The organism is Acinetobacter sp., from assembly GCF_045628685.1.
GTDB lineage: Bacteria > Pseudomonadota > Gammaproteobacteria > Pseudomonadales > Moraxellaceae > Acinetobacter.
Genome location: NZ_JAZQPV010000040.1, coordinates 27,367 through 52,206, shown reverse-complemented (window position 1 = coordinate 52,206; position 24,840 = coordinate 27,367). Strand labels below are relative to the sequence as shown.

The following is a 24,840-nucleotide window of genomic DNA, read 5'->3' as shown; positions in this document are numbered from 1 at the left end:
TAACAAAGAAAGTAACATTTTTGCTTGCCTTGTAGTTTACAGTTTGCTTATGCTTCTCTCAACCAAAAACCCATGGCTTTTTTTGTCCATGATTAGGAGATTATAAAATGAGTTTTCCTCAAGTCGAATTAAACACCAATAAAGGACGTATTGTTCTTGAATTAAACTCTGAAAAAGCACCTAAGACTGTTGCTAACTTTTTAGAGTATGTTCGTGACGGTTTTTATGATGGCGTAATTTTCCACCGTGTTATTGACGGTTTCATGATCCAGGGCGGTGGCATGGATGAAAACTTCAAAGAAAAAGCAACACGTGACGCGATTGAAAACGAAGCGGATAACGGCTTAACTAACGATTTGGGTACTATTGCAATGGCACGTACTCAAGCGCCTCATTCTGCATCTGCTCAGTTCTTCATTAACGTGGGTAACAATGCATTCCTGAACCACTCTGGCAAAAATGCTCAGGGCTGGGGCTATGCAGTATTTGGTAAAGTAACTGAAGGTCTTGACGTAGTTAACGAAATTAAAGGCGTTCGCACCGGTAACCGTGGCCACCACGCTGACGTTCCTTTAGAAAACGTTGTAATCGAATCTGCTAAAATTATTTCTGAATAAAAAACCTCCTCTGCATCTTTAATGAGTTTTAAGACCCTGCTTTAAAACGGAATAATATTAAGGATATAGTCCACCTAACCATTCGATGGACTTTAAGAGGAAATATTAAGGAAAATACGTGACCTATCTGTTTATCGCTGATTTACATTTGTCACCTGAACACCCTCGACTCGTTCGGGGGTTTTTAGATTTATTAGATTACTATAAAAATAAATACACCCAGCTCTATATTTTGGGGGACTGGTTTAATGCCTGGATTGGGGATGACTACTCTGCTCCATGGTTAGATGAAATTATTAGCGCTCTCCAACAATTTACTCAAGCCGGCAACCATATTTACTTTCAAGTTGGCAATCGCGACTTTGCACTCGGTCAACGCTTCTTAAAGCGGTTTAATGGCTCCTTGTTGCCTGAGGTGGATACCTTAAACATTGGTGAGCTTCAGATCCGTCTTGAACATGGCGACCTGCTTTGCACCGATGATGTGTCCTACCAAAAATTCCGTAAAATCATTCGTAATCCGCTAGTTCTAGGTTTTCTTAAAAGCATGCCATTAAGTTTTCGTCAAAAACTGGCAAATGGTTTCCGCAAAAAAAGCGCCCAAACCAAGCAAGTGAAGTCTTATCAGATTATGGATGTAAATCAACAAGCCGTTGAACAATCACTTCAAGTAGTGGATTTATTGATTCATGGACATACCCACCGCCCTAATATCCATAATGAAAATGGTAAATTACGAATTGTGTTAGGCGACTGGCGCGAACATGAAGCACAGGTTTTAGAAATTGATTCTAAACAGATTCATCAAACCTTAGCATTAAAGACTTGGAGCTATTAATTTAAATTGCTCAAGCCTTTCGGTTAATATAAAAGCGAAATCCTTTACGGCGCCTCACCCCTCTCATTCGTTGTTTATTTATACTGAATACAATCAACCCACCCAATCGTTTCTTGATTTGTAAAACAATTCAAACATAATCAGCAGATATCATTTTATTTAATTTTAGAGATCTGCATGTCTGATTTTAGCAATATCACAGTGGCCCATCATGATGACGACAAAGTTGCACTTTTAGTCAATGGAAAACCTATTTCCGAACGCTACGCTGTGCAATTTGAAAGTAATATTGTGGATGAATTAAAAGCACTACAAGATGGCAAGGCACTAAAATTATTTGACCAGTTTATCTTTTCACATAGCGACTTAAATTTTGAACATGCTTATAGCTATGTAACTTGCATGGTTAAAGCAGATTCTCATTATAAAGTGGTATGTAACTTCGTTTATAAAATTACTACTGCTGGTCAAGCCCCTATGGAACACGTGATTACCAAGCAAGGCCAACCTATGACTAGTGATGATATCCGTGAATTCATTGACAAGCATGTAGCAATGTCACTGAATGAATATACCGATTTAAAATACGCCTATTAATAAAAAAGCCCCTGCTCTCAATCAGAAGTAAGGGGCTTTCTGTCTAGTTGAAGCAAATATTCCACACTATTTAAATTAATACCCATCCGAAACTTTAGGTACATCTACCCCATTTTTATATGTGGCCAAAAGTTCGCGAAGTGAATTCATCAACACACTGGTATCGACACCCACTGCCACAAACTCTGTACCAAGTTCCAAATATTGCTGAGTGGCTTCATGCTGTGTTGATAAAATCCCAGCGGCTTTACCCGCTGCACGAATACGCTGAATCGCATCCACCACAGCTTTTTGAACCTCTGGATGGTTTGGATTACCTTGATAACCCATGGTTGCGGACAAATCAACAGCACCAATGAATACCCCATCAATGCCACCAACTTTTAAAATATCATCCAGGTTTTCTAAGCCTGTGACCGATTCAATCTGAATCAACAGACAAATATTTTCATGGGCTGTTTGGTAGTAATCCGGAATACTGTTCCAGCGGGTTGCTCTTGCTAAAGCTGCACCTACGCCACGGATGCCTTCAGGTGGATAACGCACGGCCTTGACCATCAGTTCTGCTTGTTCTACTGTTTCCACCATCGGAATCAATAAAGTTTGTGCGCCAATATCTAACAATTGTTTAATCAGCTGTACACTGCCAATGGGTGGACGCACTACGGCTTGCGAGGGATATGCTGCGATACTTTGCAGTTGCGAAAGCGTAGTTCTTAAATCACTGGGTGCATGTTCACCATCAATGAGTAGCCAGTCGTATCCGGCATTGGCCGAAATTTCTGTAGCGTAGGCATCTGCCAAACCGACCCATAACCCAATTTGCTGTTGGGTTTTTAGTTTTCTTTTAAAGTGATTGCTAAAGTCCATACGCCTGCTCTCGGAATGGTCATATATTTAACTTAATATTGATTAAACGCTTTTTTTCTACAAGTACCAATATTGAAAACGTATTTCTTGATCGGCTAAAACTCTTAATTTATTGAAAGATACCCACTCTTCATTTTATAAAATTATTGATGACATTTGAAATGCCGGCTAAACAGGATACAAATACTGCTTTATACAAAATGTAATAAATTGAGTGAAGCATGCTATTTAATACACAACTTTTTTATCATGCCAAAAGTCTAAAGCGAGATCGATTTGTTATAAACTATTTGGATAGCGTTTCAGCTAAAATGACAAACATAATTTATAAGTGGAGTAATCATTCATGGATCTTTTAAACGTCTCGAAAACCCGTTATACTACCAAAGCCTATGATCCTATTCGAAAAATCCCCAAGGAACAGGTGGCACGTTTATTAGAAATCTTACGTTTGACTCCATCTTCCATCAATATCCAACCTTGGCATTTTTTTATTGCTGATAATCAGGCGGCCAAAGAACGGATCGCCAAAGCCTTGGTGGGGAAATATGCCTATAACGCACCTAAAGTGCTAGATTCTTCCCATACTATTTTGTTCTGTACCAAAGCAGATATCAGCGAACAGCATTTAGATAACTTGCTCACTCAAGATGACATCAGTGGTCGTTTTAAAGATGAAAAAGCCAAACAGGGCCAAAAAGACAGCCGCTCCGGTTATGTCAATTATTACCGCAATGAAAAAGGTGACATCCAGCGCTGGGCGGAAAATCAAACCTTTATTGCTTTGGGTCAAATTTTGCTAGCTGCCGGTATTGAAGGCATTGATGCGACACCAATTGGTGGATTTGATGAACAAATCATTAGTGATGAGTTGCAGTTAACAGAAAAAGGCTTTGTTCCTTCGGTATTACTGACACTGGGTTATCGTAGTGAAAATGATTTCAATGCCCAACTGCCAAAATCGCGTTTAGACAAAGAACAGATTTTCACTCAGCTGTAATTAACGATTCATTACAATAAAAGGGCCTATAAGCCCTTTTATTGTCATTTCGGGCCTTATTTTTGCAATGATATTGAGGTATATTTGCGCAAAAAATAAAAGGTGGTTCACATCATGATTTCTGCTACAACTAAAATGCCAATGAAATTTGAATGCACACACTGCAATAAAATTTATATGCATCAATATTCCACAAATGCGATTTCCTTTTACCCCACCTGTCCAGACTGCAAGCAGGCTGGCTTGCTGCTAGGTACAGCCGATAGCATAGACATCGTGAAACATCCAAAGACTTTTGCAAAAACACTGTTCAAGCAGATATCGCATAAGCTAGGCAAAGCACACTAGTCATACCTAAAAGCAACCCTACAGCGGTAGCGGGTTTTAATTTTTCTTTAAAAATAATTAAGCCACTTAATGCACCAAATAGCACCACAAGAATATTCATACCTGCAAACACAATTGCAGGTGTGTCTTTCAATAAAATATGCGCTTTGACATACAGTGCGATATTGGCAAAATTCAGCACACCCAAGCCTAGTCCAGCCAGAATATTCTTTTTGCTCCCCGCGGTTTTTGCGGTAATCGCAATATAAGCCAATGAAAACATAAAGGCACAGATAAACATTAAATTTAAGGCAACGGCAAACTGTACGCCTAAGCCGGTAGTGTACTTGAGCAACACATCAATTAAGGCATAGCCAAACCATACCAATGCAAGATATAACATCGCCTGTTTTGAAGAGAACTGTCCTGTTTCGGCTTTTTGATGTGAAAATAAAATACTCAGTACCGCTAAAATACCCAAACCAATACCGATAATTTTGAGTATATTGAACTGTTCCTGAAAAATGAAAAATGCTGACAATAGCGATAAAACCACAGATAAACGCTGGGCAATCTCGGTTTTAATAATGCCGGCATATTGCAATGATTTAGCTAAGCATAAAAAAATACTCGGCAGCAAAATACCTAAGGCAATAATCAACCACCACGGCGTATTTGGTATGGAAATATGCTGTAAATCTGGCTTAAACCATAGAAAGCACAGCAGACTGGCTGAAGCATAGTTCCAGACAATCATCTGTAATGCATTAAAACCTTTGGCTTTAGCGAGCTTTAAAAGTATTGAAATGACCACACTACAGCATGCCGCAGCAAATATAAGTTCCATCTTTTGCCTTATTTTCCTGATTTATAATGGTTTAGGGTTAGATACAAAAAAGCCCACAACAGATGTGGGCTTTTAATTATAGATAATCTTTAACGATTATTTATAACGATTCACCATTTTCTCTAAAGAAATTGGACGAATCTGGTCTGCATGACCGGCAGTGCCAAATGCTGTGTAACGATCTACACAGATTTGTTTCATTGCATCTACAGTTGCAGAGAAGAATTTACGTGGATCGAATTCGCTTGGTTTTTCCGCCATCATACGACGCATTGCACCAGTAGACGCCAAACGCAAGTCAGTGTCGATATTGATTTTACGAACACCGTGTTTGATTGCTTCAACCAGTTGCTCAACAGGCACACCATAGGTTTCTTTGATGTCGCCGCCAAATTCATTGATCACAGCCAGCCATTCTTGTGGCACAGAGCTTGAACCGTGCATTACAAGATGGGTATTTGGCAACGCCGCATGAATTTCTTTAATGCGGTCAATCGCTAAAATATCACCTGTAGGTGGACGTGTAAATTTGTACGCACCGTGTGAAGTACCCACTGCAATTGCCAAAGCATCGACATTTGTATCTGCTACAAACTGAGTTGCTTCTTCAACTGAAGTTAAAAGCTGAGAATGGTCAAGAATGCCTTCAGCGCCTACGCCATCTTCTTCACCCGCCATACCGGTTTCAAGGCTACCCAGGCAACCAATTTCACCTTCAACTGAAACACCGCAAGCATGCGCCATTTGAACTGTACGACGTGTTACATCTACATTATATTCATAACTTGTAGGTGTCTTACCGTCCGCACCTAATGAACCGTCCATCATGACTGATGAAAAGCCCAACTGGATCGAGCGTTGGCATACATCAGGGTCTGTACCATGATCTTGATGCATAACCACTGGAATATGTGGCCACTCTTCAATTGCTGCCAAAATCAAATGACGTAAGAACGGAGCGCCTGCATATTTACGAGCACCCGCAGATGCTTGAACAATAACAGGTGAATTTGTTTCGTCTGCGGCTAACATAATTGCGCGCATTTGTTCTAAGTTGTTTACGTTAAACGCTGGTACGCCGTAATTGTGTTCGCCGGCGTGATCCAAGAGCTGGCGCAATGAGATAAGTGCCATAATGTCCTCCCAGGTAATGCCCATATTCTACATGCTGATTGCTTTCAATTCAGCAAGAAAAAACACTATTTCAAAAAAAATCCCTGCATTTGCAGGGACTTTTAAATAAAACACGACAAACTTAATGCGCAGTCGCTTCAGAAGCCGACTCGGAAGCTGCAGCTGTGGCTTCATCTGCATTTGCATTCGCTATTTCCGCCGGTACATCTGTATTTTTTTCATCCAGAATCGGTTGGTCAATTGAATCAATTGCTGCTTGTTGCTCAGGGCTAATTTTTTCTTCTACTATTGCTGTTTCTGCTGCGTCATTTTTGGGAGCTTCATCTTTCTTGGCACAAGCAGTTAAAGCCAAAGGTGCAATAAGAAGTGCTGCAAGGGTTAATTTCAAGTTCATCAGATTGTCCTGGCACAGGAGGTTTAATGAAGGTCATCTTATTGCAGATATATTTCATTTTGATGACTGGAATATGTACCCCAAAATGACAAAAGGCTGACCCTAGTCAACCTTTTGTGATATTTACTTTAGACTTAATCTGATTTAAAGATTCTGATCTAAAGATTAAGCACGTTCAAGTAATACAGCAACTGCAGGAAGTGTTTTGCCTTCTACAAACTCAAGGAAAGCACCACCACCGGTAGAGATATAACCAATTTTGTCAGCTACTTCGTATTTGTCGATTGCAGCCAAGGTATCACCACCGCCCGCGATAGAGAAACCAGCCGATTCAGCGATTGCTAAAGACAAGGCTTTAGTACCTTCACCGAACTGATCGACCTCAAACACACCCACTGGACCATTCCAAAGAATCGTTTTTGAAGTTTTAATAATTTCAGCAAAGGCTTTCGCTGTTTCTGGACCCACATCTAAGATCATGTCGTTGTCGGTTACATCCGCAACGTTTTTAACCACTGCTTTGGCTTGAGCCAATGAACCCAAGAAATCGGCAAAGTCAATTTCAGCTGCATCTGCAACCACAACGTCTGTTGGAAGTGGAACTGATACTTTTGCAGCAATGGCTTTCGCTGTGTCGATCAAATCATTTTCACACAATGATTTACCCACGTTGTAGCCAGCAGCGGCCAGAAACGTATTGGCAATACCACCACCCACAATAATTTGGTCACAAATGCCAGAAAGCGAAGTTAACACGTCAAGCTTAGTTGACACTTTAGAACCTGCAACAATGGCAACCATTGGGGTTTCTGGAGTTTTAAGTGCACGACCTAGAGCATCCAGTTCAGCTGCAAGTAACGGTCCTGCTGCTGCAACTGCGGCAAAACGCGCTACGCCTTCAGTCGATGCTTCTGCACGATGCGCAGTACCAAATGCATCCATCACGAATACATCGCAAAGTGCTGCATATTTTTGTGCAAGTTCAGGATTGTTTTTCTTTTCACCCGGGTTGAAACGCACGTTTTCAAGCAATACCACCTTACCTGCGGCAACTTCAACACCATCTAGGTAGTCAGTCAATAATTTAACATCTTGACCCAAAGCTTGAGTCAAATAAGCAGCAACAGGAGCTAAAGACTGTTCTGGTTTAGGTTCACCTTCAACGGGACGACCTAGGTGAGAACAAACCATTACCGCAGCGCCTTTTTCTACCGCTGCTTTAATTGTAGGAAGCGCCGCGCGTAAACGTGCATCACTTGTAATTTCACCATTTTTTACAGGTACGTTTAAATCTTCACGAATAAGAACGCGTTTACCTGTTAAATCGAGGTCAGTCATACGCTGAAAATTCATGTATAGCTCTCTTTATAGATATAAAAACCGCCCGATTTTAAATGATTATGCAGAAAAAGGTTAGCTTCTTTTGTATAAAAGCTGTCGAAAGGCAAAGTTTTGATTATCATAGTCAAAAGCCACTCCATGATTTAGAGCTTATGTCTATTCACCCAGATCCAAATATCAATCGTTTAAATGTTTTAGGCGAACCCATGGCTAGCTGTTGCTATGCTCCTATCACCGGATATTTTCGTAACGGCTTTTGTCATACTGCTACAACAGATCTAGGTCAGCATACAATGTGTGTACAGATGACCGCTGAGTTTCTTAATTTTTCACAAAAAGTAGGTAATGACTTGATCACACCATTACCAGAAGTTGATTTCCCGGGTTTAGAGCCGGGTGATTTTTGGTGTGTTTGTGTGACCCGTTGGGTTGAAGCATACCAGGCCGGTATCGCCCCTCCCATTAAAATTCAAGCTTGCCATCAAGCTGTGCTCTCCTACGTTCCGCTTGATGTGCTTATGGAATATGCAGTGTAATGAGTACTCCCCAAATTATTTTGGCTTCAAGCAGCCAAACCCGCAAAGACTTAATGAACCGCCTTCGCATCGATTATCAAAGCATTGTGCCTGATATTGATGAATCCCCCCGTGGTGAAAATCATGCGGATCATTTGGCCAAACGACTGGCATTTGAAAAGGCCAAAACCATTTCAGAACAATATCCAGAAGCGGTTGTGATTGGATCAGACCAAGTCGCTTGGCGTGAAGGCGCGCCGGATATTTTTATTGGCAAGCCGCTGACTGTTGAAAAAGCAGTAAAACAGTTACAAGCCAATTCAGATAAAATCGTCTATTTCAGTACCGCATTAAGTGTGCAGCAACTTTCCACAGGTTTTGAACGCACGCTGGTTGAACATTATAAAGTCAAATTCCGCAAACTCGATCTTGCCGAAATTGAGCGTTATATTGAAGTAGAACAACCTTTAATGTGTGCCGGCAGCTTTAAATGTGAAAGCTTAGGGATTAGCCTGTTTGAGCAAATGAATGGGCAAGACCAAACCACATTAATGGGCATGCCGATGATTCAGCTTTGCCATATCCTGCGTCAATTGAATATTTTAGTTCCTTAATTTTAGGCTGTATTTATGTCTCAACCTTTAGATGTATTAGGCGGAATTACCGCTGAACAATTTCTTGCCGAATATTGGCAAAAAAAACCCTTACTGGTCCGTAATGCGCTTCCTGAAATTGCGAATCTTTTAGAGCCTGGCGATGTCATGGAACTCGCGCTGGATGAAAATATCAGTGCCCGTCTAATTAAACAAAAAGATAAAGATCCAAAGCAATGGTCTGTGAAATCATCACCTTTAACAAAAGCTGATTTCCAGAAAATGCCAAAGCTTTGGACACTGCTTGTTCAAGCTGTGGATCATTACTCTTTTGATCTGGCTGAACTTTGGAAAAAATTTCCGTTTATTCCGCAGTGGCGTCGTGATGACATCATGGTGTCCTATGCCCAAAAAGGCGGCTCAGTCGGTAAACATTTTGACTTTTATGATGTGTTTTTAGTGCAAGGGCATGGACACCGCCGCTGGCAGCTGGGACAAATGTGTGATGCCGAAAGTGAGGTTGTTGCGGGTCAACCATTAAAACTGCTGCCAGAAATGGAAGTTCATTTCGATGAAGTTTTAGCACCGGGCGACTTGCTCTATGTACCACCAGGCTTGTCTCATTACGGTGTAGCGGAAGATGACTGTCTGACTTACTCGTTTGGTTTCCGTATGCCAAATATTGCTGAAATGATGGATCGTGTCAGTGATAAATTTGCTGATGATCAATTACTTAAAAATCCGCTGACTGACATTATACGCGACAAAATCAGCCCGATTGGTCAAATCAGTCAGATAGAACTTGAGTATTTAAAAGCAGAACTTTTAGCACAATTGCAGAATCCAACCGTGCTTGAAGATGCGCTCATGAGCCTGCTGTCGGAACCGAAATATCCGGAAAACATTCCAGAGGCTGAAGCACTTGGTACAGGTGATTTAGAAGAAGCTTTAGATCAAGGATATTCACTTACTCTTGAACCAGCTTCGCGTCTGCTCTATACCGAAGATGAAGATGAATTGCTTTTCTGGGCCAATGGTGAAGGTATTTGTATTTCAGATGCATTTGCACCAATTTTAAAGCAATTGGCTGATGGCAATCCTGTATTACTCGATGATAAGCTTTATGATCCAGATATGCTGGAAGACATCGTAAACCTGTTAAATGAATCAATTCTGATGTTGTTACCTGCTGCAGATGAAGAATAAATAAAGCAAAAAGGGGAAATTATCATTTCCCCTTTTTTTAGTATCAACTTGATACGTGCATATAAAATTCCAAGTTTAATAATGAATAATAATTTTTAATGTTCCCTACTTTTATTTAAATTTTAGAAAAATCAAAAGCAAAATAACTAACAAATTTTAATTTTTTACCCATTCGATAATATGAAGTTGCCAGATAAATATGCGTATCTATCTGTACCATTTCATCATGATAGTGTCTTACCCAATTGGGATTAATAGATAAATCATGATTAATAATCAAAACCTGTTGATCACTAAATAATGATTTCCCGATACGGGCATTAAATTGATATCTTTGCGTTTCTAGTTTACCTATCCCTATTCGGTTAAATCCTGTTAATTCTCCTGTAGAAGCAAGATTAAATACCTTACCTCGCCAAAAATTTAAACGCTGAAACCAAGCGGGTTTAATCACCATTCCTTTTGCACTGCCATTTAAAGCTTCAATCTTGGGACAGTGACCTGTTTTAAATAGTTGGTTCAACGCTTTTAGATTTAAATTTTTTAAATCATCGAGTTTCTGGATATTAGAATTCATAATTTCGTTCTTAACTGATTTATGTTATTTATTTTTAAAAATTTAAGATCATTTAATAATGGCTTATGGCTTATTTAAGGATACCTAGCGACAACAAGACTCCTGTTCAATCATTTAAGCTGAACAATCGCCTGGACTATTATACAACCCTGTTCAGAAGATAAGTTAAGTTCCGCCCCTATGCGTTCCAAGCGCATTTTCATGCTGCGCATCCCAATACTTAATCCCTGTTGTGCCACGCAATCCGTATTAAAACCCACACCATCATCTTGTATGGTTAAAATTAACTGATTTTCAAAAAGATAAGTCATCGACACATTCACATTTTTTGCCTGACTGTGTTTAATCACATTGGTCAAGCTTTCCTCCAACACACGAATCAGGGTCAAACACTGTAGCGCTGTGGGTACAGCTTGCCATTCCCGCGGAAAAGCCCATTTAGAATGAATATCCAACTCATCCATCAGCTGGCTAAAACGGTGTCTGACCGGTGCAACCCACATAACAGGACTGACTGGAATTTTATTATCCGCAGATGAGCCACTATCAATAATTTGTCTTAAATCATCCCTTAATAATTTGAGCATCGATAGAAATTGCTGATTCGGAATATCATGTGCACTTTGATCCACTAAAATCATGAAACGCACCAGTGATGCGCCCAAACCATCATGTAAATCATGGGATAGATGGATTCTTTCCTGCAAGCGGACATTTTCAAGCTCTAACTGATATTTCTCATTCAGGCTTGAACTTAAGTCTTCACCCGCCTGTTTAACTTTGACTTCTAATGCTGCATTAAAGGTTTCTACTTTTTTTACATTTCTTGCCAATCTCGTGCCCAATATAACCACCACAAAAAAGGTAATAACCGGTCCGGTATAAGGAGATAATAGCCGTGCATCAGATATGGAGTCCGATAATAACAATAAAATATCGAATACAGCAAAGCTGAAAATTCCGCTTAGGCAAATCGCTAAAAAAATATAATCTGATCGTCGAGATTTAATGGCCCGATAGCTAATATATAAATAGGTGAGGAAAAACAAGCCCACATAGATTAAAAATATCAGTGGAAAGACCCAAAAAATAGAGTGTTGAGGCGTAAAAAAATACCGGCAATGACAAGTCCAGTCACAAAATAAATCGAAGCTTCAATTTTGGCTAAATGAGTTTCAATAAATCGAAGTAAATAAATACAGAAACTCAGGATATACAGGACAAAGAACACCAAATTTGCTTGGGTTGCCATTAAACTGGTTGGATATGGAAATGTTTCTGTTGCCAGTACATTGGAAATAAATAACACCCACAACAATGAACTTAATGCGAACCATCCAAAGGTGGTTTCTTTGCGTCTTAATGACCAGATCACAAGACAGATGATGCCAAAAGTGATCGATAAAATGAGGTTTATTTGAAATAAAGTTCTACGGTTCCAAATTTTGCTTTGATGGATTTCATAATTGCTTTGCACGTTATTAAAGGAGATATTACCCAGCCCTGGAGACTGAAAAGCAAAACCATTCACATAAATCAAGATTTCATTTTGATCAGATCTTAATCCCGATACGGGTAAAATCCAATAACGTGGCATATTCCAGCTTTTAGACAAAGGTTCCTGTAAATTTTGATCCCGCCAAAGTAAATCACCATTTAAAAAAACCGCACCCGCTGAATTAATATAATCAATTGAAAAAGCAATCGGCTCTGCTAACCTAGCATTATTTCCACATGACCAGTTCCATTCAATCTTATACCAGACACCACCATTATAATTTTTCCAGTGATTGGTCCATTTATCTGGCAACTGTACCGACTGCCAGCCTTGCGCGGGTAAAACGGTCTGTGAAGGTGTTTTCACCGCAGAAACAGAATTGATATATACAGAACATTGTTGATTAATACTTTGATTTATTTCTGCATAAGCTATACGGCTAAATAAACCCAGCAAAAATATGCAAAATAAATGCAGTACGGAATGCTTCATAAAATCCCTAAGGATCGTGCTGCACTGACCGCTTTGGTTCGTTTTGTCACCGCCAATTTTCGGTAAATATGTTTAATATGACTTTCAACCGGATATTTAGAGACAAACAACTGTTCTGCTATTTCTTTATTACTCATTCCTTGGGCGACCAAGTTTAAAATTTCTGTTTCACGATTGGTCAAAAGTGCCGTTTCAGACTCTAATGATTTATCCTCATTTGAGCCTGTAATCACGGAAGCTGAAATCTGCTTTAAAATTTCTTGTGCAATAAAAGGATCAATGGGTGCGCCACCACGCAAAATGCTGCGGATGGATAACCGCACTTCCGCATCATCCCGTTCTTTCAAGACATAACCTGTCGCACCCGCTTTAATCGCTGCAAATAGACTTGCTTGCGTACTCCACGCTGAAATGACCAGAATTACGACACTGCTATCGAGACTACGCAGCTTTTCTATCAGTTCTATCCCATTTCCATCCGGAAGTCCGAGATCGACCTATGCTAAAGAAATCGGTTGTTGTTCTATTTGCAGGAAGGCTTGTTTTAGATTCTTGGCAAAAATGAGCACATCATTGTCATAGCCCAATTCGGTCAATATATTTTTTAGTCGTTCACAAATGAGATCTTCATCTTCAACAATCAAGACTGGTACAGGTAAAATCGTTTCTATTCCCGACACACACTACCCCTTTTTTTATTGGGCCAATTTAAGGGGAAAACAATTAAAAAATATCCCTAAAACCAAGTAATTTTATGACTTTTATACTAATAATTAAAATTCTAGTTAAGTATTTTAAGACTTATTTTCTTAATTTAATACGATAAAATAAAAATGCTCATGATTCAATGGATGATTAATACTTGATTAATAAATTAAATCGTCTCAACAAATTCAGTTTGTATGATTGCCGAAGCTAAAGAAAAATTGATTGATTGAGATAAAAAAGAAACAGCTGATCTCGCTGTTTCTTTTTTGCAGTTTTGATTATTCAGCTATATTGTTTTTTCAAATATTTCACAATATCCGCTGACTCAAACATTTTCACTCCAGTATTCGGATCGACCAAATAAGGAACCTGGATATCACGCCCCATAAGCTCAACCACTCTTTCGCGCTTGCCCCCTTTTAGAGCTTGATATTTTCCTGGCTTGAGGCGTAAAGCTGCCGGCCCCATATCTTGCCAGCGCTCTTTAGGGACATTATGGAATATGAATGGAAGTTCCAGTTCAGTTAATACCCCACGTACCACCCGTGTAAATGGGCTTGCTTCAAAACCCCATAATTCTAAAAGTTGTGCGGGTGCTTCACGATCCGTAATTTTTTTATTAATCCAAACTCCACGTGCGCCATTAATGAGGGTTCCAGCAAAGGCAGCCACAGGAATTTTGGGATACTGGGCAAATTTTTTCGGTGTTTTTCTAGTTTTGCCATAATGTTTAAATAAATAATGGATGATCTCTTGTGACTCATACATTTGAGTACCAGAGTTTTCATCAATAAAAAATGGAAATTGTTTTTTCCCACCTTTTTCTTTGACAATTTTTCGGTACTTCTGTCCACCTTTTGGACAAGGATAGACTTCATAATCCAAATTCAACAAAGTCATGACTTCACGTACACGACGGCAAAATGGCGAACCTTCAAACTCGTAAAGTTTGAGTGATTTTTCCGGTTGTTTCGGAAATGCAGTACCACTGACTCCACGTCCACCTTCAGTCAAGGCTGAAGCTAAAGCCTGTACAACTTTAATTTGATGATTCACCATTTTTATCCTTATGCTATTGTCGTTATAAATCGACTAATTTTTCTTTTGCAATCACAATCCCATTGTTATCTGCATAGATATAATCGCCAGGATGGATGCTTACACCCCCAAAATACAAAGTTAAACCCATCTCGCCAATGCCTTTGCGATTACTTTTTTGTGGAATTGCAGCCAATGCATGCACGCCCAGATCCAATTCGGCAATCGCATCTACATCGCGTACACAACCGTAGATGACGACCCCATTCCACTGATTCTTAACCGCGGACTCTGCAATCATATCGCCCATCAAGGCACAGCGCATTGAAGCCCCACCATCTACCACCAGCACTTTACCGGCACCATCAGTCGCAAGCAGCTCTTTTACCCGCGAATTATCTTCAAAGCATTTAACTGTCACGGCCTGACCCGCAAAACTTTTACGCGCACCATAGCTTTTAAATAATTTACCATCCATGGACGGTGTCATCACCTGAATGTGTTTCTCTGGATGATCATCAAGTAAATCACAAGTTACAAATGCTGCATTAGCCACTTTCCAACTCCATCATTTAGAATTTTGTATACGTAAATTATCATAAATTACAAACTTTTCAGTTTGTAATTGTGCTGCCTCGACCATAGTATGAGCCACTTGCGTCGCTGTCACTGGCTTATATTTAAATGAGTTGGGAACCAAATGCGAGAATTTTTGGTAGAGTTTCTGGGTCATATCTTCCAGACTTCTTTGTTCTGGCCGCTCACCTAACAGTAATGACGGACGCAAAATCGACACACATTGCAGATTTAAACTCTGGATATGCTTTTCCAGTTCACCTTTCACTCTATTATAGAAAAAATTTGAGTGGATATTTGCACCCATTGCGCTGATCAGCAAGTAATGCGTATCGGTCGATTCAAATAAATCGGCAAAATGGGCATTAATTTCATAATCAATATCATGAAATCTTTGCTTGGATCCCGCTTTCTTCAACGTCGTACCCAAACAACTAAATGCATGGCTATACCCATTCACATCTTGGTCATTGAGTAATAAAAAATCATCCAGAATGAATTGTTGTACTTTTTCCAAGCGTTTGAGTGAAGAATCTTCATGACGTACAACCGCAGTAATTTTCTGGCAACTTTCTATACGATTAAGTTGATTTAATAGCTCACGACCTACTAAACCTGTCGCTCCAATCACAATCGCACTTTTAATTGATTTAGTCATTTTTTAAGCAATCCCTATAGGTTATTACTAATCTAACGGTTTCTTTAGAATTTTTATGCATCTAAAATGTTGTCAAAGCAAGTCAAGACTTGACTTAACGTCATAGTTTAATCACAATATGGCACTTGTTTACGGGCTGGTGATAATTCTTCTGATGAAGGTTTTCAGTTGCAATTTCAGCCCGCCCAGACCAATCTAATTCAAGGAGTGCACGAGTGGCAAACTCTGCTCAAGCTAAAAAACGTGCCCGTCAAAACGTTAAAGCACGCAAACACAACGCTAGCTTACGTTCAATGGTTCGTACTTATATCAAACGTACAGTAGCTGCTATCGCTGCTGGTGATTATGCAGTTGCTACAGAAGCTTATAAAGCAACTGTACCTGTAATCGATCGTATGGCTGATAAAGGCATCATCCATAAAAACAAAGCTGCTCGTCATAAGAGCCGTTTAAATGCACAAGTTAAAGCGTTAGCTAACTAAGTTGTTGCATTGAAAAAAGCCCGTTAAGGGCTTTTTTTACGCCTGAAATTTGATCATTTACAGTGAAAGTATCTTAATTTATTGTACTTAGAATTCTTTGACTCATTAAAGTTAACTTGTAATTAATTCAAAAAGTTAGTTGGTGAAATACTGTTAAGATTATTTATATAATAAATATGTGATTAACAAATCATTTTAACCCCCCTTATAATTGAGTTTATGGGTATTTTATTTTTTTAATATCTCCTGTTTACTTAAAACAATAGATGTTTATTTTCCGATCAAATCTTGTAGATAATTAGTTAATAATTAAATGAATTCAAAGAATATTTCATAAAATACAATTTGTTTTGACTGCTTCACAATTATCTTTAGATTTAAAATTAATTGGAGAAAAGCAATGTTAAGAAAAATTATTCTAGCCACCAGTATAATAACTTCTTTAACGCTGGCAGGTTGTAATACATCCACGCCAAATCCATCTACTGATCGAAATTTAGCTCAACTGCAAAATAAAAATTGGGTCTTAACCGAGATCAACCAGGTTGTTTATAAAGCCGACCCGACCAGGTCTGCTGTTCCAACCATGACATTTGATAATCATGAAGTAAGTGGTACCGATGGATGTAACCAATTCATGGGAGGTTATGCGGTGATGGGAACTCAGATTAAATTTGCAAATCTAAAAACAGTAGAAAATAATGTGTGTTCAACTGCGACCGATTTGCCTCTAAAGTTCTCTCAGGCATTAAGTCAGGTTATTAGCTATGATGCTACCAGAACAGAATTAAAGTTGCTTGATAGCAATAACAGAGCTGTGATCAAGTTTAAAAATCTTAAATAGATATCACTTAGCCCTCATTTGAGGGCCTTTTTATTGATTAAAATAATTTTGCAAGCAATAGAGCATAAAATATTAAGTCTGAATATCTAAATTTAACCATTCTTCATTTTGAATGACCGTAACAAAAAAAGAGGCAAAATATTTTTTCGTTGAATCTTATATTTATATGTTCATAAAGTGAGAGTCTGATAGAAAATTTACGGATAAGAAATATTTGAATTAAGAACTTCAAGTTTTAAAAGTTGGGGAACATACACATATTCATATTACTTGAGCTATGGCCAATACAGATCAGATATTTAAAATTTCAGAAGATAAAATGAATGAATCACTTTTAAATAGAACCTCATTCTGGCAGATTATAAATGTAAGTTAAATTTTTATTATAAATAACACTTTTATTTTTCTAATTTCTGAAATTCTTGAATTGAAAGTTCATTGACTTTACCGCGCCAAATCCATTTAAGTTTCGATTCCAAAAACTTATCGCCTTCAAACCAGACAAATAGGCCTTCCATCATTTTCGGCCAATCTTCCTGACTCACCGTATGACGACCAGAAATTACCGCAATGATTGCCGCTAAAATCGTATCATGACTGACTGCCAAACTTAGACCAAAATGATCCTGTGGATGAGTCTTATAAATAAGCTCTAGTACGTCCACCACGCCCGTAATCGGATGCTTCATTCCCGGCAAGGCATTATTAACAAAACTATTAATAAAACCTAAAGCGCCCTGTTTTCTAAAATATGGACCTGCCTGTTTGATATCCAGTACAAAACTTCCCGGTTCAACCAACAAGCCTTGCTCGACAATTTCAATACAATGCGTATTTTGCGCAAGAGTACTGAAATCTGCACCTTGAATCATTAAAGCTGCTGTATCGACACAACGTTGAATGGGGCTGGAAATACAGTGCTGAATACTTCGGTCTGTATTCTCTATTAAATATGTTCCCCACGCTTGTGCCAAATCGCGACCTTGTGAGGTTAACTGCAAATCGTAGCCAGCCAAACCCTGCCCAGCCACTAATTCACGAATAGAGTGGCGAGTAAATAAAGTCACAGGTGTTTTTGCATCGGGCAATAAATCAATTGCCTTGAGCATACTTGCAGGGAGTAGGTCTAACGCCATGATGCAGCCAAAAAATAAACATGGTTCGGTACACTATAGCATGTTAGAACACCAGCTCAATGTATGTTCGTCATAAGTTCTAGAGCCTGAAATGCTAATTTTTTCATTTTGATATTTTTAAATGCAATAAAGCCGCCGTTCAACAAATTATCCCGTTGATTGTATAAAAAAGGGCGTCCTTGCAAATCCACCAACCCACCGCCAATACGCTCAATCAAACATTGACCTGCGCTGGTATCCCACTCGCTGGTCGGATGGAATCGTGGATAAATATCGACCTTTCCTTCAAGCATCATACAAAATTTATAGGCACTGCCCGCCTTGAACTCAATAATGCCCACTTTCTGTTTTAATAGTTCCAAGTATTCAGCATATTTGGATCGCCCTTGACTACTTTGACTTAAACCCACCTGAATGGCTGCACCAGGTTCATCTTCTGCATATTCCAGCCATTGCCCGGTTCGAGTGTCAAATTTTAACGGTAAGCCTTGCTTCGGACAAATATAAATCGTCTGCTCGGCCGGAATGGCCAACATCGCAAAAGTAGTATGTGCACCTTCCACCAAACTTAAGTTAATGGTAAATTCAGGCCGCTTATGCAGAAATTCTTTGGTTCCATCTAAGGGATCAAGCAACCAAAATTTTTGCCATTGCTTGCGCTCGGTATGATCACCTTCTTCGGACAATAAAGGAATCTGTGGAAAACTTTTCTGTAATGATGTCGTGATAAAATCATTAACCCGATAATCGGCTTGAGTCACAGGAGAATTGTCACTTTTCTGCTCGACATCAAAAGTTCCACCTACACAATAGGCCTGATATTCCACTCGCAAAATTTCACATGCCTGTGTCACAATAGGTATAAGTTGTAAAATTAAAGCATCTTGTGGTGCTGTTGTTATTTTGAACATAGATTACCTGTATATGCCGAATTACTCAGAAAAACCAACCATCATCTTTGATATGGATGGGACGCTCCTTGACCTTGCTTATGATGATTTTATCTGGAATCATCAACTTCCGATTCGATATGCAGCCACGCATGACTGCACGCTCGAACAGAGCACTGAATCGTTATTTCAGTTCTATCAGCAACACAATCATACTCTAAATTGGTACTCAACCCGGTTCTGGAGCGCAAAAGTTGGTGTCGACACCTTGGCACTGCAACATGAATTTAAACATAAGGTTGCGCTGCGTGCAGGCTGCCTAGAGTTACTCGATTATTTAAAAAACAATGGTTATCCATGCTGGATTGCGACCAATGCAGATTGCGAAGGTTTAAAGTTTAAACTGGAACAAACTCAACTGGCCGATTATTTTGATGTGATTATCAGCAGTGAAAGTATCGGTTATGCCAAGGAGTCGATTAAATTCTGGCAAACACTACAAGCACTCCACCCATTCCCAATCAATCAAGCCTATTTTATTGATGACACAGAAAAAGTACTCAACAACGCAAAAAAATTTGGTATTGGTAATTTAATTACCATTGCCCAGCCCTCATCTAAAGGAAAGATACGGATTGAAAGTCCTTATCCTATTTTACAAGACTTGACCGATTTAATCGTCATGTTAGAACAAGCTGAGGATCTGAAAAAATATGCCTAATCCCTCTCAACAAAGCACTGTTGAAAGTATGCGTGTTGATAAATGGCTGTGGGCGGCACGTTTTTTTAAAACACGCTCTCTATCCAAAGCTGCTATTGAAGGCGGAAAAGTCCACCATAATGGTGAGCGCGTTAAAGTGTCTAAAGAAGTTCGCGTTGGCATGGAACTGACCATTCAGCAAGGTTTTGATCGGAAAACTATTGTGATCAAGGCATTGTCAGCAAACCGTGGGGCAGCCCCGATTGCCCAACAACTGTATGATGAAACGGAAGTCAGTGTTGCACGACGAGAGTTGCTTACAACACAAAGAAAGTTGCATAATCTAGCCCGACCTGAACATCGGCCAAGTAAAAAAGATCGCCGACAAATCAGTAAATTCAAACAAGATAATGATCAACAGTTTGGCCAAGACTGGTCATACAGCGATGATTAATTTAAGCGTCATATTCTGTCGTACTCGACCGAAGTGATATAGAACATAAAGAATGAATCTGTCACTATACTCGAGTGGAACACGTTTTAAAGTAACTCATCCACTTAAGTTAATATTTTTGTGACATCGTTTTGAGGTTGTGAGATGGATGATAATAAAAGTAAGGCGCTGAATGCTGCCCTAAGCCAAATTGAAAAACAATTTGGTAAAAATACAGTGATGCGTCTTGGTGATAACACCGTACTGGCTGTTGAAGCAGTGTCCACTGGTTCTTTAACACTGGACATTGCACTCGGTATTGGTGGCTTACCGAAAGGTCGTATCGTGGAAATCTACGGACCTGAATCTTCAGGTAAAACTACGATGACCTTGCAAGCAATTGCACAATGTCAAAAAGCCGGTGGTACCTGTGCCTTTATCGATGCTGAACATGCGCTTGACCCTCAATATGCACGCAAGCTGGGTGTAGACCTTGACAACCTGTTGGTTTCTCAGCCAGACAATGGTGAACAGGCACTTGAAATTGCCGACATGCTGGTTCGCTCTGGCGCGGTGGATATGATTGTTGTCGATTCCGTAGCTGCATTGACCCCTCGCGCAGAAATTGAAGGCGAAATGGGCGACTCACACATGGGCTTACAGGCACGTTTGATGAGCCAGGCATTACGTAAAATTACCGGTAATGCAAAACGCTCTAACTGCATGGTCATCTTCATTAACCAGATTCGTATGAAAATTGGTGTAATGTTCGGTAGCCCTGAAACCACAACCGGTGGTAATGCACTTAAATTCTATGCTTCTATACGTCTGGATATCCGTCGTATTGGTCAAGTGAAAGAAGGCGATGAAATTGTCGGTTCTGAAACACGTGTTAAAGTCGTGAAGAACAAAATGGCACCTCCATTCAAAGAAGCGTTATTCCAGATTTTGTATGGTAAAGGTGTAAATCAGCTGGGCGAACTGGTTGATCTTGCAGTTGCCCAAGAACTGGTACAAAAAGCAGGTGCCTGGTATTCATATCAAGGCAATAAAATTGGTCAGGGTAAAAACAATGTTATCCGCCATTTAGAGGAAAATCCTCAAATTGCACAGGAACTTGATCGCCTGATTCGCGAAAAGCTGTTAACACCGATCACCAAACCAATTGAAGAGAAAGACGAAGAAGAGCCAGACTTGCTAGATGCTTAAATAGCATGATGTTAAAGTCGAATTTTTCGAGTTAAACTGTAAAACGCCCTACGGGGCGTTTTTTATTTGATGTGATCGATACACAATATGAGTAATCCCAAATTTCCCAAAATGCTTGACTATGCGGCTATCAAACAACAATTTGATGATTCATCGCCAGAATCAACATCAGACTCCTTCTCCGCTCCCATAGAATCAAACGCTTTACACTTTGAAGATGAATCACAGCCCAAGCCAAAAGGTCTTACAGGCTCCCGTTTACGCTCTTATGCATTTGCAGTACTGACACGCCGGGAATACTCAAAAGCCGACCTGATTGAGAAGCTTGCGCTCTACGCCATGGATCGTGATGAAGTTTTAAAGCTGGTTGATGAGCTGGCAAGAGAAAATTATCAGAGTGACCAACGTGTCGCAGAAATCATGCTGTCTAGTCAAAAACGCAAAGGCAAAGGTCCAAACCGGATTAAACTGGCGTTAAAATCAAAAAAAATTGATGCGAGCTTAATTCAGGAAGAATTAAAAGAAACCGATTGGAATGAACAGGCGTATCAACTAAAAGTAAAAAAATATGGCGTAAAAGTAGAAAAAGAGCCAAAATTAAAAGCCAAGCAAATTCGCTTCTTGATGTATCGGGGTTTTGAAATGGATGCGATTATCAAAGCAATTACAAGAAAAGAAGATGAGTTTTAAGAGAAGAGTATAACTAGAATTATTATTTTAGAAACTGGTGGCAACCCCACTAGCAAAACTTCGGCACATCATAGTTCTGTTACCGTTGCTACCTTCCGGTCCTGGCGGGGTTCACAGAGTACAATTGCGAAGCCACCAGCGGGGCTACCATTGCAAGATCAGAGTATAGAGATTTTTATTTAACTTGCAAGTCTTGCAACCACTTTTCATGTTACATCGCTTTTATTTGATTATTAAAAAAACAATATTGATTAAAAACAGCATTTTTGTATATTTTTTATCAAAACTATCAATTACTTTAAACCTACCACAAGTTTGTAAATGCATATTGCATTTAACCGCATGGACGTTTTTAATGTGGTCAGATCTTTTAAACAGGTGCATTCCAAATCTTGCAAATTTTGAATATGCCCAAGAATACCAAATGGATGTTTTTATGACGCTCAAACCGCATGTTTTATGTGTAGTACTCGCTTTATTTAGCTCAGCTTCACTTTATGCCAATATTCCAATTGAATCTCGCGGTTTAAGCCAAAACAGCATCGAACCCAGTGCCAATAATGTCGCAATTGATTCAGGTGCAATATCTGCCAATGTACCGACCAATTTGAACTGGCAAATCATGCAGAAAAATCAGCAATTAGAAAATGATATTCGTGCATTACGTGGCAAAATTGAAGAACAAGACAATGAAATTGAAAAACTCAAACATGAACTTACCAATCGCTATACTGACCTGGATCAGCGCCTAGAACTCCTGCAGCAAAAAGTAGATCCGGAAAGTGCAACGCCAGAGGAGGATAACCAAGAGGATACGTCTCCCAGCACCATAAACACCCCAACACCAGTAGTTGCAGCAAAGACAGTCCCTACTCAGCCAGCAGCTGTTACGACTCAAACAGCTGCAACGAAAACCCAAACCGCCTCTTCAGCTGATCTGGACAAAGCTGCTTATACCGTTGCTTTAGATGCCTATAAACAAGGTGGTGCAAAAAAAGCTATTGCCCCAATGAAGAACTTTATTAAACATAATCCCAACAGCGTTTATATCAGTAATGCCTATTTCTGGTTAGCAGAATTCAACCTAGCCATTGAACCCACCAACTACACTGAAGCGAAAAAGAATTACAATATTGTCATCAGTCAATATCCGAATTCAGCTAAAGCAGCTCGAGCGCTCTACCAGCTTCACAGTATCGCCAAGGATGTCGATCATAATACAACGCTTGCCAATCAATTTAAAAACAAGCTCATTAAAGATTATCCAAGGTCCGAAGAAACAGGTTATTTCAAAAAATAAAAATAAAAAAAGACACCGGCGAGAGTGTCTTTTTTATGCAATAGCAGGTTCGATTAACGAACAATACCACGCTTGGATTGCTCTAAAGAATCAATCAGCAACTGGACTTCTGGAACTTCTGGAAGAATTTCTGCACGAATCTGTTGAATCGCCTGTTCAGTGGTTAAACCGGCTTTGTAAATCAATTTAAATGCCTGGCGTAGTGCTTGGATTACATCCTTAGACCAACCTTTACGACGCATGCCTTCTACATTCATCGCAAAAGCATGTGCTGGATTACCTGAAACCATCACATAAGCAGGTACATCTTTCAGAATTAATGAAGCACCGCCAATCATACTGAAAGAATCAATTTTACAGAATTGATGAATCCCTGAGTTTCCACCCACTACTACATAGTCACCGACATGAACATGTCCAGCAACACCAACATTATTGGCAAAAATATTATAATCACCCACTACACAATCATGTGCAATATGGGTATTCACCATCAATAAATTATGGCTGCCAATTTTAGTGATGCCCTGATCTTGGGTCGTACCACGATGCAAACTGCAATGTTCACGAATCGAGTTGTGATCGCCAATTTCAAGCCAGGTTTCTTCGCCAGCATATTTTAAATCCTGACATACTTCACCCACACTCGCGAACTGGAATATTTCGTTGTTTTTCCCAATGCGAGTATAGCCACCGACAACTACATGTGAATGTAGCTTGGTGCCTTCACCAATGCTGACCTGTGGCCCAATAATACAATAAGGACCAATTTGTACATCTGAAGCAATAACTGCAGATGAGTCAATAATGGCGGTTGGGTGAATTAAATCGTTATTACTCATGCCTGCTCTATTTTCTGATGCGAAACCATAATTTCCGCGGTAGTTGCTACAACGCCATCAACGGTGGCTATACAATTATATTTGTAAATCCCACGTTTGTGCATAACCAGCTCAGATTTTAAAACGAGCTGGTCACCAGGAACAACTTGTTTCTTGAAACGGACTTTTTCTGCACCCGCAAAAAGAAACAAAGAACCTTCACTTGGCTTCTCATTATTCATGATAAAACCAAGTATACCAGAGACTTGAGCTAATGCCTCAACAATCAGTACCCCAGGCATAATTGGATAACCTGGGAAATGTCCCTGTAAAAACTCTTCATTGATCGAAACATTTTTATAAGCAACGATACCATTTTCAGTCACATCAACGACTCGATCGACCAATAAAAATGGATAGCGGTGAGGTAAATATTCACGAATTTGTTGAATATGCATTGGCAATTCAGGTTTCGTAAATGCAGGAGTATTCGACTCAGTCATCATATT

The 24,840-nt window shown here is 39.5% G+C and carries 27 protein-coding genes, 1 other RNA gene and 2 pseudogenes; 14 read left to right on the top strand and 16 right to left on the bottom strand.

Annotation, left to right across the window (positions count from 1 at the left end; genetic code table 11):
- Nucleotides 1–107 precede the first annotated feature (107 nt).
- From ACKI4H_RS05420 to ACKI4H_RS05410, 3 genes are all read left to right on the top strand, one after another.
- Complete coding sequence (locus ACKI4H_RS05420; RefSeq protein WP_171539389.1) at nt 108–617, top strand: peptidylprolyl isomerase; 510 nt, start codon at nt 108–110, stop codon at nt 615–617.
- 118 nt (nt 618–735) lie between these two features.
- The gene (locus ACKI4H_RS05415; RefSeq protein WP_407304334.1) at nt 736–1,455 is read left to right on the top strand and encodes a UDP-2,3-diacylglucosamine diphosphatase; all 720 of its coding nucleotides are present in this window, start codon (nt 736–738) and stop codon (nt 1,453–1,455) included.
- Between the two features lie 177 nt (nt 1,456–1,632).
- A complete protein-coding gene (locus ACKI4H_RS05410; RefSeq protein ID WP_407304333.1) occupies nt 1,633–2,052 on the top strand; it encodes a hypothetical protein in 420 nt (139 codons plus the stop codon).
- A 75-nt stretch (nt 2,053–2,127) separates the two neighbouring features.
- Here ACKI4H_RS05410 and hpaI read toward each other — a convergent pair whose 3' ends face one another.
- Nucleotides 2,128–2,922 (bottom strand): 4-hydroxy-2-oxoheptanedioate aldolase, encoded by a 795-nt coding sequence (gene hpaI, locus ACKI4H_RS05405; protein WP_407304331.1) that lies wholly within the window; start codon nt 2,920–2,922, stop codon nt 2,128–2,130.
- Between the two features lie 346 nt (nt 2,923–3,268).
- Between hpaI and nfsB the strand changes: the two genes are divergently transcribed.
- On the top strand, nt 3,269–3,922 hold the full coding sequence (gene nfsB, locus ACKI4H_RS05400; protein ID WP_407304330.1) for an oxygen-insensitive NAD(P)H nitroreductase: 654 nt from the start codon (nt 3,269–3,271) through the stop codon (nt 3,920–3,922).
- Between the two features lie 310 nt (nt 3,923–4,232).
- Here the strand turns inward: nfsB and ACKI4H_RS05395 are convergent, their stop codons facing one another.
- The 4 genes from ACKI4H_RS05395 to ACKI4H_RS05380 form a co-directional block, all read right to left on the bottom strand.
- A complete protein-coding gene (locus ACKI4H_RS05395) occupies nt 4,233–5,096 on the bottom strand; it encodes an EamA family transporter (RefSeq protein WP_407304329.1) in 864 nt (287 codons plus the stop codon).
- A 96-nt stretch (nt 5,097–5,192) separates the two neighbouring features.
- The gene (fba, locus tag ACKI4H_RS05390) at nt 5,193–6,230 is read right to left on the bottom strand and encodes a class II fructose-bisphosphate aldolase (protein WP_407304328.1); all 1,038 of its coding nucleotides are present in this window, start codon (nt 6,228–6,230) and stop codon (nt 5,193–5,195) included.
- Between the two features lie 121 nt (nt 6,231–6,351).
- Nucleotides 6,352–6,624: a hypothetical protein gene (locus ACKI4H_RS05385; RefSeq protein WP_407304326.1), complete on the bottom strand. Its 273-nt coding sequence runs from the start codon at nt 6,622–6,624 to the stop codon at nt 6,352–6,354.
- 165 nt (nt 6,625–6,789) lie between these two features.
- Nucleotides 6,790–7,977 (bottom strand): phosphoglycerate kinase, encoded by a 1,188-nt coding sequence (locus tag ACKI4H_RS05380; RefSeq protein WP_407304324.1) that lies wholly within the window; start codon nt 7,975–7,977, stop codon nt 6,790–6,792.
- Nucleotides 7,978–8,117: 140 nt separating this feature from the next.
- On the opposite strand from ACKI4H_RS05380, the gene ACKI4H_RS05375 reads away from it, so the two are divergent.
- Genes ACKI4H_RS05375 through ACKI4H_RS05365 form a run of 3 tightly spaced genes read left to right on the top strand, consistent with a single transcriptional unit; the run spans nt 8,118 to nt 10,279 of the window.
- Nucleotides 8,118–8,501: a DUF2237 family protein gene (locus tag ACKI4H_RS05375; RefSeq protein WP_407304386.1), complete on the top strand. Its 384-nt coding sequence runs from the start codon at nt 8,118–8,120 to the stop codon at nt 8,499–8,501.
- Nucleotides 8,501–9,094, top strand: a complete 594-nt coding sequence (locus tag ACKI4H_RS05370; protein ID WP_407304323.1) for a Maf family protein — start codon at nt 8,501–8,503, stop codon at nt 9,092–9,094. The genes ACKI4H_RS05375 and ACKI4H_RS05370 overlap by 1 nt, the downstream gene beginning before the upstream one ends.
- A gap of 15 nt (nt 9,095–9,109) precedes the next feature.
- On the top strand, nt 9,110–10,279 hold the full coding sequence (locus ACKI4H_RS05365; RefSeq protein ID WP_407304321.1) for a JmjC domain-containing protein: 1,170 nt from the start codon (nt 9,110–9,112) through the stop codon (nt 10,277–10,279).
- 115 nt (nt 10,280–10,394) lie between these two features.
- Here ACKI4H_RS05365 and ACKI4H_RS05360 read toward each other — a convergent pair whose 3' ends face one another.
- The 6 genes and pseudogenes from ACKI4H_RS05360 to ACKI4H_RS05335 all read right to left on the bottom strand — a co-directional run bounded on the left by ACKI4H_RS05360 (nt 10,395) and on the right by ACKI4H_RS05335 (nt 15,826).
- Nucleotides 10,395–10,856: a hypothetical protein gene (locus ACKI4H_RS05360; protein ID WP_407304319.1), complete on the bottom strand. Its 462-nt coding sequence runs from the start codon at nt 10,854–10,856 to the stop codon at nt 10,395–10,397.
- A 110-nt stretch (nt 10,857–10,966) separates the two neighbouring features.
- A pseudogene (locus tag ACKI4H_RS05355) lies at nt 10,967–12,846 on the bottom strand (ATP-binding protein).
- Nucleotides 12,843–13,526: pseudogene (locus ACKI4H_RS05350) on the bottom strand (response regulator). The pseudogenes ACKI4H_RS05355 and ACKI4H_RS05350 overlap by 4 nt, the downstream one beginning before the upstream one ends.
- A 310-nt stretch (nt 13,527–13,836) precedes the next feature.
- Nucleotides 13,837–14,613 (bottom strand): glutathione S-transferase N-terminal domain-containing protein, encoded by a 777-nt coding sequence (locus ACKI4H_RS05345; protein ID WP_407304317.1) that lies wholly within the window; start codon nt 14,611–14,613, stop codon nt 13,837–13,839.
- A 22-nt stretch (nt 14,614–14,635) separates the two neighbouring features.
- The gene (rraA, locus tag ACKI4H_RS05340) at nt 14,636–15,148 is read right to left on the bottom strand and encodes a ribonuclease E activity regulator RraA (RefSeq protein WP_407304316.1); all 513 of its coding nucleotides are present in this window, start codon (nt 15,146–15,148) and stop codon (nt 14,636–14,638) included.
- A 12-nt stretch (nt 15,149–15,160) separates the two neighbouring features.
- Nucleotides 15,161–15,826: a nucleoside-diphosphate sugar epimerase gene (locus tag ACKI4H_RS05335; protein ID WP_407304315.1), complete on the bottom strand. Its 666-nt coding sequence runs from the start codon at nt 15,824–15,826 to the stop codon at nt 15,161–15,163.
- Nucleotides 15,827–16,041: 215 nt separating this feature from the next.
- Between ACKI4H_RS05335 and rpsT the strand changes: the two genes are divergently transcribed.
- On the top strand, nt 16,042–16,308 hold the full coding sequence (gene rpsT, locus ACKI4H_RS05330; RefSeq protein WP_067724582.1) for a 30S ribosomal protein S20: 267 nt from the start codon (nt 16,042–16,044) through the stop codon (nt 16,306–16,308).
- Between the two features lie 400 nt (nt 16,309–16,708).
- Nucleotides 16,709–17,152, top strand: a complete 444-nt coding sequence (locus tag ACKI4H_RS05325; protein ID WP_407304313.1) for an META domain-containing protein — start codon at nt 16,709–16,711, stop codon at nt 17,150–17,152.
- Between the two features lie 398 nt (nt 17,153–17,550).
- Here the strand turns inward: ACKI4H_RS05325 and ACKI4H_RS05320 are convergent, their stop codons facing one another.
- Nucleotides 17,551–18,288 (bottom strand): histidine phosphatase family protein, encoded by a 738-nt coding sequence (locus tag ACKI4H_RS05320; RefSeq protein WP_407304312.1) that lies wholly within the window; start codon nt 18,286–18,288, stop codon nt 17,551–17,553.
- A gap of 56 nt (nt 18,289–18,344) precedes the next feature.
- Complete coding sequence (locus tag ACKI4H_RS05315; RefSeq protein WP_407304311.1) at nt 18,345–19,199, bottom strand: 3'(2'),5'-bisphosphate nucleotidase CysQ; 855 nt, start codon at nt 19,197–19,199, stop codon at nt 18,345–18,347.
- A gap of 13 nt (nt 19,200–19,212) precedes the next feature.
- Here ACKI4H_RS05315 and ACKI4H_RS05310 point away from each other — a divergent pair, with 13 nt between their 5' ends.
- The 4 genes from ACKI4H_RS05310 (at nt 19,213) to ACKI4H_RS05295 (ending at nt 22,210) form a co-directional block, all read left to right on the top strand.
- A complete protein-coding gene (locus tag ACKI4H_RS05310) occupies nt 19,213–19,899 on the top strand; it encodes an HAD-IA family hydrolase (RefSeq protein WP_407304310.1) in 687 nt (228 codons plus the stop codon).
- Nucleotides 19,892–20,332, top strand: coding sequence for an RNA-binding S4 domain-containing protein (locus ACKI4H_RS05305; protein WP_407304308.1), 441 nt, complete (start codon nt 19,892–19,894; stop codon nt 20,330–20,332). The genes ACKI4H_RS05310 and ACKI4H_RS05305 overlap by 8 nt, the downstream gene beginning before the upstream one ends.
- A 144-nt stretch (nt 20,333–20,476) precedes the next feature.
- The gene (gene recA, locus ACKI4H_RS05300) at nt 20,477–21,520 is read left to right on the top strand and encodes a recombinase RecA (RefSeq protein ID WP_407304307.1); all 1,044 of its coding nucleotides are present in this window, start codon (nt 20,477–20,479) and stop codon (nt 21,518–21,520) included.
- A gap of 87 nt (nt 21,521–21,607) precedes the next feature.
- The gene (locus ACKI4H_RS05295; RefSeq protein WP_407304306.1) at nt 21,608–22,210 is read left to right on the top strand and encodes a regulatory protein RecX; all 603 of its coding nucleotides are present in this window, start codon (nt 21,608–21,610) and stop codon (nt 22,208–22,210) included.
- Nucleotides 22,211–22,254: 44 nt separating this feature from the next.
- Here ACKI4H_RS05295 and ffs read toward each other — a convergent pair.
- Nucleotides 22,255–22,351, bottom strand: an RNA gene (ffs, locus tag ACKI4H_RS05290) — signal recognition particle sRNA small type.
- 295 nt (nt 22,352–22,646) lie between these two features.
- Between ffs and ACKI4H_RS05285 the strand changes: the two genes are divergently transcribed.
- Nucleotides 22,647–23,510 carry a YbgF trimerization domain-containing protein gene (locus ACKI4H_RS05285; protein ID WP_407304385.1) on the top strand — a complete coding sequence of 288 codons (864 nt, stop codon included), beginning with the start codon at nt 22,647–22,649 and terminating at the stop codon, nt 23,508–23,510.
- A gap of 53 nt (nt 23,511–23,563) precedes the next feature.
- Here ACKI4H_RS05285 and lpxA read toward each other — a convergent pair whose 3' ends face one another.
- Both lpxA and fabZ read right to left on the bottom strand, forming a co-directional pair.
- The gene (gene lpxA / locus ACKI4H_RS05280; RefSeq protein WP_407304304.1) at nt 23,564–24,352 is read right to left on the bottom strand and encodes an acyl-ACP--UDP-N-acetylglucosamine O-acyltransferase; all 789 of its coding nucleotides are present in this window, start codon (nt 24,350–24,352) and stop codon (nt 23,564–23,566) included.
- Nucleotides 24,349–24,834 carry a 3-hydroxyacyl-ACP dehydratase FabZ gene (fabZ, locus tag ACKI4H_RS05275; protein ID WP_171458399.1) on the bottom strand — a complete coding sequence of 162 codons (486 nt, stop codon included), beginning with the start codon at nt 24,832–24,834 and terminating at the stop codon, nt 24,349–24,351. The genes lpxA and fabZ overlap by 4 nt, the downstream gene beginning before the upstream one ends.
- Between the last annotated feature and the right edge of the window lie 6 nt (nt 24,835–24,840).

Excerpts from the sequence above, each read along its gene's own strand:
- nfsB (WP_407304330.1), top strand. The coding sequence starts at position 3,269 with ATGGATCTTTTAAACGTCTCGAAAACCCGTTATACTACCAAAGCCTAT.
- ACKI4H_RS05315 (WP_407304311.1), bottom strand. The coding sequence starts at position 19,199 with ATGTTCAAAATAACAACAGCACCACAAGATGCTTTAATTTTACAACTT.
- ACKI4H_RS05295 (WP_407304306.1), top strand. The coding sequence starts at position 21,608 with ATGAGTAATCCCAAATTTCCCAAAATGCTTGACTATGCGGCTATCAAA.
- ACKI4H_RS05310 (WP_407304310.1), top strand. The coding sequence starts at position 19,213 with ATGCCGAATTACTCAGAAAAACCAACCATCATCTTTGATATGGATGGG.
- fabZ (WP_171458399.1), bottom strand. The coding sequence starts at position 24,834 with ATGACTGAGTCGAATACTCCTGCATTTACGAAACCTGAATTGCCAATG.
- ACKI4H_RS05320 (WP_407304312.1), bottom strand. The coding sequence starts at position 18,288 with ATGGCGTTAGACCTACTCCCTGCAAGTATGCTCAAGGCAATTGATTTA.
- ACKI4H_RS05335 (WP_407304315.1), bottom strand. The coding sequence starts at position 15,826 with ATGACTAAATCAATTAAAAGTGCGATTGTGATTGGAGCGACAGGTTTA.
- ACKI4H_RS05370 (WP_407304323.1), top strand. The coding sequence starts at position 8,501 with ATGAGTACTCCCCAAATTATTTTGGCTTCAAGCAGCCAAACCCGCAAA.
- hpaI (WP_407304331.1), bottom strand. The coding sequence starts at position 2,922 with ATGGACTTTAGCAATCACTTTAAAAGAAAACTAAAAACCCAACAGCAA.
- ACKI4H_RS05380 (WP_407304324.1), bottom strand. The coding sequence starts at position 7,977 with ATGAATTTTCAGCGTATGACTGACCTCGATTTAACAGGTAAACGCGTT.
- ACKI4H_RS05385 (WP_407304326.1), bottom strand. The coding sequence starts at position 6,624 with ATGAACTTGAAATTAACCCTTGCAGCACTTCTTATTGCACCTTTGGCT.
- fba (WP_407304328.1), bottom strand. The coding sequence starts at position 6,230 with ATGGCACTTATCTCATTGCGCCAGCTCTTGGATCACGCCGGCGAACAC.
- recA (WP_407304307.1), top strand. The coding sequence starts at position 20,477 with ATGGATGATAATAAAAGTAAGGCGCTGAATGCTGCCCTAAGCCAAATT.
- ACKI4H_RS05305 (WP_407304308.1), top strand. The coding sequence starts at position 19,892 with ATGCCTAATCCCTCTCAACAAAGCACTGTTGAAAGTATGCGTGTTGAT.
- ACKI4H_RS05285 (WP_407304385.1), top strand. The coding sequence starts at position 22,647 with ATGACGCTCAAACCGCATGTTTTATGTGTAGTACTCGCTTTATTTAGC.
- lpxA (WP_407304304.1), bottom strand. The coding sequence starts at position 24,352 with ATGAGTAATAACGATTTAATTCACCCAACCGCCATTATTGACTCATCT.
- ACKI4H_RS05365 (WP_407304321.1), top strand. The coding sequence starts at position 9,110 with ATGTCTCAACCTTTAGATGTATTAGGCGGAATTACCGCTGAACAATTT.
- ACKI4H_RS05395 (WP_407304329.1), bottom strand. The coding sequence starts at position 5,096 with ATGGAACTTATATTTGCTGCGGCATGCTGTAGTGTGGTCATTTCAATA.
- ACKI4H_RS05420 (WP_171539389.1), top strand. The coding sequence starts at position 108 with ATGAGTTTTCCTCAAGTCGAATTAAACACCAATAAAGGACGTATTGTT.
- ACKI4H_RS05375 (WP_407304386.1), top strand. The coding sequence starts at position 8,118 with ATGTCTATTCACCCAGATCCAAATATCAATCGTTTAAATGTTTTAGGC.
- ACKI4H_RS05410 (WP_407304333.1), top strand. The coding sequence starts at position 1,633 with ATGTCTGATTTTAGCAATATCACAGTGGCCCATCATGATGACGACAAA.
- ACKI4H_RS05360 (WP_407304319.1), bottom strand. The coding sequence starts at position 10,856 with ATGAATTCTAATATCCAGAAACTCGATGATTTAAAAAATTTAAATCTA.
- ACKI4H_RS05345 (WP_407304317.1), bottom strand. The coding sequence starts at position 14,613 with ATGGTGAATCATCAAATTAAAGTTGTACAGGCTTTAGCTTCAGCCTTG.
- ACKI4H_RS05325 (WP_407304313.1), top strand. The coding sequence starts at position 16,709 with ATGTTAAGAAAAATTATTCTAGCCACCAGTATAATAACTTCTTTAACG.